The 7946-nt window shown below is 70.9% G+C and carries 8 protein-coding genes; 1 reads left to right on the top strand and 7 read right to left on the bottom strand.

Translation table 11 applies throughout. From position 1 onward, the window contains the following. Window positions 1-50 precede the first annotated feature (50 nt). From aspA to ACFVH5_RS42895, 7 genes are all read right to left on the bottom strand, one after another. On the bottom strand, window positions 51-1466 hold the full coding sequence (gene aspA, locus ACFVH5_RS42925; RefSeq protein ID WP_385839119.1) for an aspartate ammonia-lyase: 1416 nt from the start codon (window positions 1464-1466) through the stop codon (window positions 51-53). A gap of 70 nt (window positions 1467-1536) precedes the next feature. Further along, window positions 1537-2595, bottom strand: a complete 1059-nt coding sequence (locus tag ACFVH5_RS42920) for an asparaginase (RefSeq protein ID WP_385839118.1) — start codon at window positions 2593-2595, stop codon at window positions 1537-1539. Continuing rightward, window positions 2592-4061: an amino acid permease gene (locus tag ACFVH5_RS42915; protein WP_384809780.1), complete on the bottom strand. Its 1470-nt coding sequence runs from the start codon at window positions 4059-4061 to the stop codon at window positions 2592-2594. Before ACFVH5_RS42915 ends, ACFVH5_RS42920 begins: the two co-directional genes overlap by 4 nt. Beyond that, window positions 4058-4747, bottom strand: a complete 690-nt coding sequence (locus ACFVH5_RS42910; protein WP_384809809.1) for a FadR/GntR family transcriptional regulator — start codon at window positions 4745-4747, stop codon at window positions 4058-4060. Before ACFVH5_RS42910 ends, ACFVH5_RS42915 begins: the two co-directional genes overlap by 4 nt. A 132-nt stretch (window positions 4748-4879) precedes the next feature. After that, window positions 4880-5254, bottom strand: a complete 375-nt coding sequence (crcB, locus tag ACFVH5_RS42905) for a fluoride efflux transporter CrcB (RefSeq protein ID WP_385839117.1) — start codon at window positions 5252-5254, stop codon at window positions 4880-4882. Beyond that, a complete protein-coding gene (gene crcB, locus ACFVH5_RS42900; RefSeq protein ID WP_385839115.1) occupies window positions 5251-5739 on the bottom strand; it encodes a fluoride efflux transporter CrcB in 489 nt (162 codons plus the stop codon). Before crcB (ACFVH5_RS42900) ends, crcB (ACFVH5_RS42905) begins: the two co-directional genes overlap by 4 nt. Window positions 5740-5791: 52 nt before the next feature. Further along, window positions 5792-6193 carry a nuclear transport factor 2 family protein gene (locus ACFVH5_RS42895; RefSeq protein WP_385839114.1) on the bottom strand — a complete coding sequence of 134 codons (402 nt, stop codon included), beginning with the start codon at window positions 6191-6193 and terminating at the stop codon, window positions 5792-5794. A gap of 172 nt (window positions 6194-6365) precedes the next feature. On the opposite strand from ACFVH5_RS42895, the gene ACFVH5_RS42890 reads away from it, so the two are divergent. After that, complete coding sequence (locus ACFVH5_RS42890) at window positions 6366-7877, top strand: AMP-binding protein (protein WP_385839113.1); 1512 nt, start codon at window positions 6366-6368, stop codon at window positions 7875-7877. Window positions 7878-7946: the final 69 nt, after the last annotated feature.

Genomic DNA, 7946 nt, shown 5'->3' with positions numbered 1-7946 from the left:
GCGTGGAACACCGTCGCCGAGACCCCGGCCCAGCCCGAGGCCGCCTACGCCTACGAGTACCAGCCCGCGCCGGAGCCCGAGCCACCCGCCAACACCTCCGGCCGGAGCACCGCCGCCAGGCGGTCCGCCGGGAGCAGGCCCTTTTCCAGGACCAGCTCCGCCACCCCCCGCCCCGTGGCGAGAGCCTCCCGCGCGATCTCGGTCGCGGCCGAGTACCCGATGTACGGATTGAGCGCGGTCACCAGCCCGATCGAGTTCTCGACCGCCGCCCGCAGCACCTCCGTGTTCGCGGTGATCCCCACGACACACCGCTCGGCGAGCGTCAGACAGGCCGCCCGCAGATGCGTGATGCTCTCGGACAGCGAGTGCAGAATGATCGGCTCGAACGCGTTCAGCTGGAGCTGACCCGCCTCCGCCGCCATCGTGATGGTGACGTCGTTGCCGATCACCTCGAAGGCGACCTGGTTGACCACCTCGGGAATCACCGGATTCACCTTGCCGGGCATGATGCTCGAACCGGCCTGCACCGGCGGCAGGTTGATCTCGTTGAGCCCGGCCCGCGGCCCCGACGACAGCAGCCGCAGGTCGTTGCAGACCTTGGACAGCTTCACCGCGATCCGCTTCAGCACCCCGGACATCTGGACGAACGCCCCGCAGTCCTGGGTCGCCTCGACCAGATTCGCCGCCGTCACCAGGGGCAGGCCGGTGATGTCGGCGAGGTGCCGGCGCGCCGCCTCCGCGTAGCCGGGAGGCGCGTTGAGCCCGGTCCCGATCGCCGTCGCGCCCAGATTGATCTCGTGGACCAGTTCGACGGCCTCCGCGAGCCGGCTGCGGTCCTCGTCCAGCATCACCGCGTACGCGGAGAACTCCTGCCCGAGCGTCATCGGTACGGCGTCCTGCAACTGCGTGCGCCCCATCTTCAGCACATCGCGGAACTCGACGGCCTTGCCCGCGAAGGCGTCCTCCAGGACGGACATCGCGTCCAGGAGCCCCCGCACCGCGAACACCGTGGCGACCTTGACGGCCGTCGGGTAGACGTCGTTGGTGGACTGCCCGAGGTTGACGTGCTCGTTCGGGTGCAGGAACGCGTACTCGCCCTTGGCGTGGCCGAGCAGTTCGAGCGCGCGGTTGGCGACGACCTCGTTGGCGTTCATGTTCGTCGAGGTGCCGGCCCCGCCCTGGATGACGTCGACGACGAACTGGTCGTGCAGCTTCCCCTGCCGGATCTCCCGGCAGGCCCCGACGATCGCCGCCGCCTTCGCGGGCTCCAGCAGGCCGAGTTCCTCGTTGGCGAGGGCGGCGGCCTCCTTGACCGCGGCGAGCGCCTCGATCAGGTGCGGGTACGCGGAGATCGGCATGCCCGTGATGGGGAAGTTCTCCCTGGCGCGCAGGGAGTGGACTCCCCAGTACGCCTCGGCGGGTACGTCACGGTCGCCGAGCAGGTCGTGCTCACTGCGGACGTTCATGTCGGTGCGGTTCTTCTTTCCGGGAGTTTTCCGGCAGTTCTGCCGGGAGTCGCGAGGTGCGGCGAGGGGGTCAGGCGGGCCGACCCGACAGCGCCGCCGACGGCGGCTCCGTCAGTTGGTCGAGCGCGCGGGTCGGCCGGATGTGGCCCACCACCGCGCCGCCCCCGAGGAGCGGCGCACCGGCGAACTCGGTGAGTACGGCCGGGTCGACGCCGGCCCGGGCGAGGGCCGCCGCGGTGACGGGTACGCGTGCGCGGTCGGCGCCGTCGGCGATCTTCACGGCGACGGTCCGGCCGTCCGGCAGCGCCGCGACCTGCACGCCCTCGAATCCGTCCTTGGAGAGCAGCCCGGGTACGGCACGCATCAGCGCGGCGACGTCGCGGCCGGAGCCGGACGCCATCTCGGCGTGCTCGCGCATCGCGTCGGCCACCCGCGCCTCGGGCGTGCCGGGCGGGGCGGTCGTGATCCGGGCGGCGGCGCGGGCGAGGCCGTGCAGCGAGACGGCGAACAGCGGGGCGCCGCAGCCGTCGACGGTGACCTGGGCGACGGACTGCCCGGTCAGGTCCTCGACGATCTCCTCGATCGCCTGCTGGAGAGGATGCGACGGGTCGAGGTAGTCGTCGAGCGACCAGCCGTTGAGCCGTGCCGTGTAGAGCATCGCGGCGTGCTTGCCCGAGCAGTTCTGGGCGAGCCTCGACGGGAGCCGTCCGTCGCGGATCCAGTCCTCCCGGACGACCGGGTCGAAGGGCAGGTCGGGGACGTTGCGCAAATCGTCCTCGGTGAGTCCGGCGAGTTCCAGGATGCGCCGGGTGCCGGCGAGGTGGCGTTCCTCGCCGGAGTGGCTGGCCGCGGCCAGCGAGAGCAGGTCGCCGTCGAGGGGCAGCCCGGCCCGTACCATCGCCACCGCCTGGACGGGCTTGAGCGCCGAGCGCGGGTAGAAGGCCGCCTCGATGTCGCCGATCTGCAGGTCCACGGTCCCGTCGGCGGCCAGCACGACCACCGAGCCGTAGTGGATGCCCTCGATGACACCGCCGCGTACGAGATGGGCGACGGGCGCGTGCAGCGGTTCCCTGACGGAGGGTGCCGCGCCGAGCGAACTCCCGCATCCGGCAAGGGAGTCGGTGCTCATGCGTCCACCTGGCCGTTCCGCACGGCGGCGACCCGGGCGCGTACGCCGTACCAGCCCGCCACGAGCGCCGCCACGATCAGCGGGAGGCACAGGACCGTCGTGCGGCCCGCTCCCCCGTCGGCGTACATGAGGACCAGGACGGAGGCGAGGAAGAAGAGGGTGACGAGTTCGGTCCAGGGCGAGCCCGGGAGCCGGTAGCCGGGGCGGTCGACCTCGCCCTCCTGGGACTTCCGCCAGAACTGCAGATGACAGATCATGATCATGCCCCAGGTGGCGAGGATGCCGAGCGCGGCGAAGTTGAGCACGATCTCGAAGGCGTCGGCGGGGACGACGAAGTTGAGCCCGACGCCGAGCACGCAGATACCGCTGGTCAGCAGGATTCCGCCGTACGGGACCTGGCTGCGGCTCATCACCGAGGTGAACCTGGGCGCCGAGCCGGCCATCGACATGGAGCGCAGGATGCGGCCGGTCGAGTAGAGCCCGGAGTTGAGGCTGGACATGGCGGCGGTCATCACGACCAGGTTCATCACGCCGCCCGCGGCCGGGATGCCGATGTTGGACAGCACGGTCACGAACGGGCTCTCCCCGGCGGTGTACTTGTTCCAGGGCAGCAGCATGGACAGCAGGAGCACCGAGCCCACGTAGAAGAGTCCGACGCGCCACATGATCGAGTTGATGGCCTTCGGCAGGATCTTCTCGGGGTTCTCCGTCTCGCCCGCCGCGACACCGACGAGTTCGACGGAGGCGTACGCGAAGACGACACCCTGGATGATCAGCAGCATCGGCAGCAGACCGCTCGGGAAGAGGCCGCCGTTGTCGCTGATGAGGGAGGGGCCGGGGGTGGCTCCGTCGACGGGGTGCTGGGTGACCAGGACGAAGATCCCGATCAGCATGAAGGCGACGAGCGCGCCGACCTTGACGATGGCGAACCAGAACTCCATCTCGCCGAAGATCTTCACCGAGATGAGGTTCACGGTGAGCACGACGGCGAGCGCGATCAGGGCGATCACCCACTGCGGGATGTCGGAGAACATGCCCCAGTAGTGGGTGTAGGTGGCGACCGCGGTGATGTCGGCGACTCCGGTGGTCGCCCAGTTCAGGAAGTACATCCAGCCCGCGGTGTACGCGCCCTTCTCGCCCAGGAACTCCCGGGCGTACGACACGAAGGCGCCGGAGGACGGCCGGTACAGGACGAGTTCGCCGAGGGCGCGGACGACGAGGAAGGCGAAGACTCCGCAGACGGCGTACGCGATGAAGAGGGACGGGCCCGCCTCCGCGAGCCGGCCGCCGGCGCCGAGGAAGAGGCCGGTGCCGATGGCCCCGCCGATGGCGATCATGTTGACGTGCCGGGACTTCAGGGACTTGCTGTACCCCGCGTCACCGGCGTCGACATGAGCGCTCGCCCTCCTCTTCGTCTCCGCCGGCTGCGTCTGTTCTTCGTGCTCTTCGAGGGACTGCTCGCTCACGCCTTGGTTCCGCCTTCTGTGGGGGTGCCCGCGGGGTCGGTGCGCTCGGGGCGCACGATCGCGGTGAGGGTCGTCTCGACGCGGTCGAGGTGGTGGGCCATGGCGTCGGTCGCGTCGGCCGCGTTGCCGTCGACGAGGGCCTCGACGATGGCGCGGTGTTCCCGGTTGGACTGCTCGCGACGGCCGCCGAGCTCGTTGAGGAAGGCGGACTGGCGGGCCAGTGCGTCGCGGATCTCCTCGATGACGCGGCGGAAGACCGGGTTCTGGGCGGCCTGTGCCACGGCGAGGTGGAAGAGCGTGTCCATGGCGACCCACGCGGTGGTGTCCCGCTCGCGCTCCATCCGTTCGAGCAGGTGGGCCAGGTGGTCGAGGTCCTCGGGGGTCCGGCGCACTGCCGCGTATCCGGCCACCGGGATCTCGACGTGCCGGCGGACCTCCATCAGGTCACTGGCCGTGTAGTCGCCGAAGGTGGGGTCCTCGACGGGGCCTGTGGACACGACGAACGTGCCCTTGCCGGTCCGTGACACGGTCAGGCCCATGGTCTGCAGGGCGCGCAGGGCCTCCCGCAGCACGGGCCGGCTGACCTCCAGCCGTCGGCACAGCTCCGCCTCGGAGGGCAGCTTGTCCCCCACGGCGTACTCACCGCCCTCGATGGCACCACGAAGATGCCCGAGTACGGCTTCCATGGCGCTGATGCGCCGCGGCACGGAGCCGCCAGCTGTCTGGCTGTCTGACAGGTTCACGGGGGTGATCCTGCGGGGCACGGCGGGTGACTGTCAAGGTCGGCCGCCCGGCGGCCCGGTCACCCTGCCCGGTGGCTACGCCCAGACGGCCTGGGCCAGGGCGACCCCCGCGGAAGCCGCCGCGAGCCCCGCGGCCACGCTTGCGATCGCGTTGACGGCGGCTCGGGAGCGGGCGCCGGTCTCGGCCAGCCGCAGTGTTTCGTACGAGAACGTCGAGTACGTGGTGAGCGCCCCGCACAGGCCCGTACCGAGCAGCAGTTGCAGGTGGGAGGAGGCCGCTCCGGCCGTGGCCGCGCCGGTCAGGGTGCCCAGGACCAGGCAGCCGACGACGTTCACGGTGAAGGTGCCCCAGGGGAAGCCCGAGTCGTGCCGGGACTGCACCGCGCGGTCGGTGAGGTAGCGCAGGGGCGCGCCGACCATGCCTCCGACGATCACCAGGACCCAGTTCACGAGGGGACCTGCCCCGCGCTCCGCCGACCCGCCACCCGGCGGGTCAGCGCCACGGCCGCCCATACGGCCGCGAGGGCCGCGAAGAGCGTGGCCGCCAGGTAGGCGAGAGCGGTCAGGGGGTGGCCCTCGCCGATCAGTCCCCGGATGTCCACGGCGTAGGTCGAGAAGGTCGTGAAGCCGCCCAGCACGCCGGTGCCGAAGAAGGGGCGCACCAGCCGGTGGGGCGCCCACACCTCGGTGACCAGGACCATGAGGACGCCGATCACGAAGCAGCCGAGAACGTTGACCCAGAACGTGGTCCACGGGAAGCCGCCCGTCCGCGCGGGCCAGAGCAGTGCGGCCCCGTAGCGCGCCGACGCACCGGCCGCGCCGCCCACCGCGACCACCGCCACGACCGGCCCCTGTCCGCGCCACACCGGCGCGCGCCGGTGTGGCGCGGTGGGTTCCGCCGGTTCGTCCACGGTCTCCGGACGGGGGCTGGTCATGCGCGGTGTCTCCTGATCTCGGGCCGGAGATCAGGCTAACCGCCGGTGCCGGTCAGGTGGCGGCCGACGCCTCCTTGTCGATGGCGTCGAAGCGGGCCGCCATCGCCGCCTGGAGCGCCTGGGCCGCCGACAGGGGGCGGACCATGACGGTGAGGTCGTCGATCCGGCCGTCCTCGCCGAAGTGCAGGATGTCGCAGCCCTGGAGGGTGCGGTCCCCCACGCGCGCCTCGAAGACGAGGACGAGGTCACGGCCACCGGGGTCCGCGATCTCGCGGACGTAGTGGAAGTCCTCGAACACCTCGATGACGGCGCCCAGGATCGCGGAGGTGATCGCCTTCCCGGCGTACGGCTTGAAGACCACCGGGCTGGTGAACACGACGTCCTCGGAGAGCAGGTCGACGACGGCCGCGTGGTCGCCGTCCTCGACCGCCTTGCGGAAGGGGTGCGTCATCATCCACCTCTCATCTCTCTTGCTCACTGATACTCAACATGTTGAATAGGTGTGTCGGACAGTACTCTTCGGGCGCGTCGGTCCGCAATGGGTCGCCAGAGATCCGCGACGGCTCCACGGGGTACGCGGGCGGTCCGGCGAGGTAGGAAGGAACCACCGAACCGGAGGTGCTGTCGTGTACTACCCGCTGACCGTCCGTGACTTCCTCGACCGCGCGGCCCATGTCTACCCGGACCGCGTCGCCGTCGTCGACGAACCGGTACAGCCGGGGCCAGGCCTCGGCGAGCTGACCTACCGGGAGCTGGCGAGGCTCGCCCGCGCGCAGGCGGCCAGACTGGACCGGCTGGACGTGCCGGTCGGCGGCCGGGTCGCGGTGATCTCACAGAACTCGGCGCGCCTGCTGACCTCGTTCTTCGGCGTCTCCGGCTGGGGGCGGGTCCTCGTACCGGTGAACTTCCGGCTCACCCCGTCGGAGATCGACTACATCGTCCGGCACTCCGGCGCCTCGGTCGTCCACGCGGACCCCTCCTGCGCCGAGGTCCTCGACTCCCTCGACGTCAAGCACAAGTTCGTCCTGGGCGACGACGACGATCTCTTCCTCGCCGACACCGAACCGCGGGACTGGGCGGAGCCGGACGAGGGCGCGACGGCCAGCGTCAACTACACGTCCGGAACGACCGCCCGCCCCAAGGGAGTTCAGCTCACCCATCGCAATCTGTGGCTGAACGCGACCGTGTTCGGCCTGCACACCACGATCAGCGACCGTGACGTCTATCTGCACACGCTCCCGATGTTCCACGCCAACGGCTGGGGCATGCCGTACGGCGTCACGGGCGTCGGCGGACGGCACATCGTGATCCGGCAGATCGACGGGGCCGAGATCCTGCGCCGCGTCGAGCGGCACGGCGTCACCCTGATGTGCGCGGCGCCCGCCGTCCTGAACGCCGTGCTCGACGCCGCCGCCGACTGGGAGGGCGAGATCCCGGGCCGCGACCGGGTCCGTATCGTCTGCGCGGGCGCGCCGCCGCCGACCCGCACGATCGAGCGCGTGGAGGTCGAACTGGGCTGGGAGTTCATCCAGATCTACGGGCTCACCGAGACCTCGCCGCTCGTCACGGTCAACCGCGGTCGCGAGGAGTGGGACGGCCTCGACCCCACCGAGCGGGCCCGCAGGCTCGGGCGGGCGGGCGCGCCCGCACTCGGCGTACGCGTGGACGTCGACGTGGACGGGGAGGTGCTGACCGCGTCCAACCACAACCTCGACGGCTACTGGGAGCAGCCCGAGGAGACGGCGAAGGCCCAGGAGGGCGGCTGGTTCCACACCGGGGACGGTGGATACCTCGACGACGAGGGGTACCTGGTCATCTCCGACCGCAAGAAGGACGTCATCATCTCCGGCGGTGAGAACGTCTCGTCGATCGAGGTGGAGGACGTGATCACCTCGCATCCCGCGGTGCGCGAGGTGGCGGTGATCGGCATTCCGGACGCCAAGTGGGGCGAGCTGGTGACCGCGCTCGTGGTGACCGACGGATCCGGTGTCACCGCCGAGGAGTTGATCGCCCACTGCCGTGAGCGGCTCGCCGGTTTCAAGACGCCCAAGCGGGTCGACTTCGTGGAGTCGCTGCCGCGTACGGCGACGGGGAAGCTGCAGAAGTTCAAACTGCGGGAGCCGTTCTGGCGGGAGTGACGGGACCCTCCGGGGAGGGAGGGCCGGTCCCCCGGGGGTGGGGGGGGGTGGGGGGGCGCGGCGGCGGGC

The sequence above is a fragment of the Streptomyces sp. NPDC127119 genome, assembly GCF_042677425.1.
GTDB lineage: Bacteria > Actinomycetota > Actinomycetes > Streptomycetales > Streptomycetaceae > Streptomyces.
Note: the sequence above shows the minus strand (reverse complement) of the source record. Positions and strands in the feature narration are given on the sequence as shown.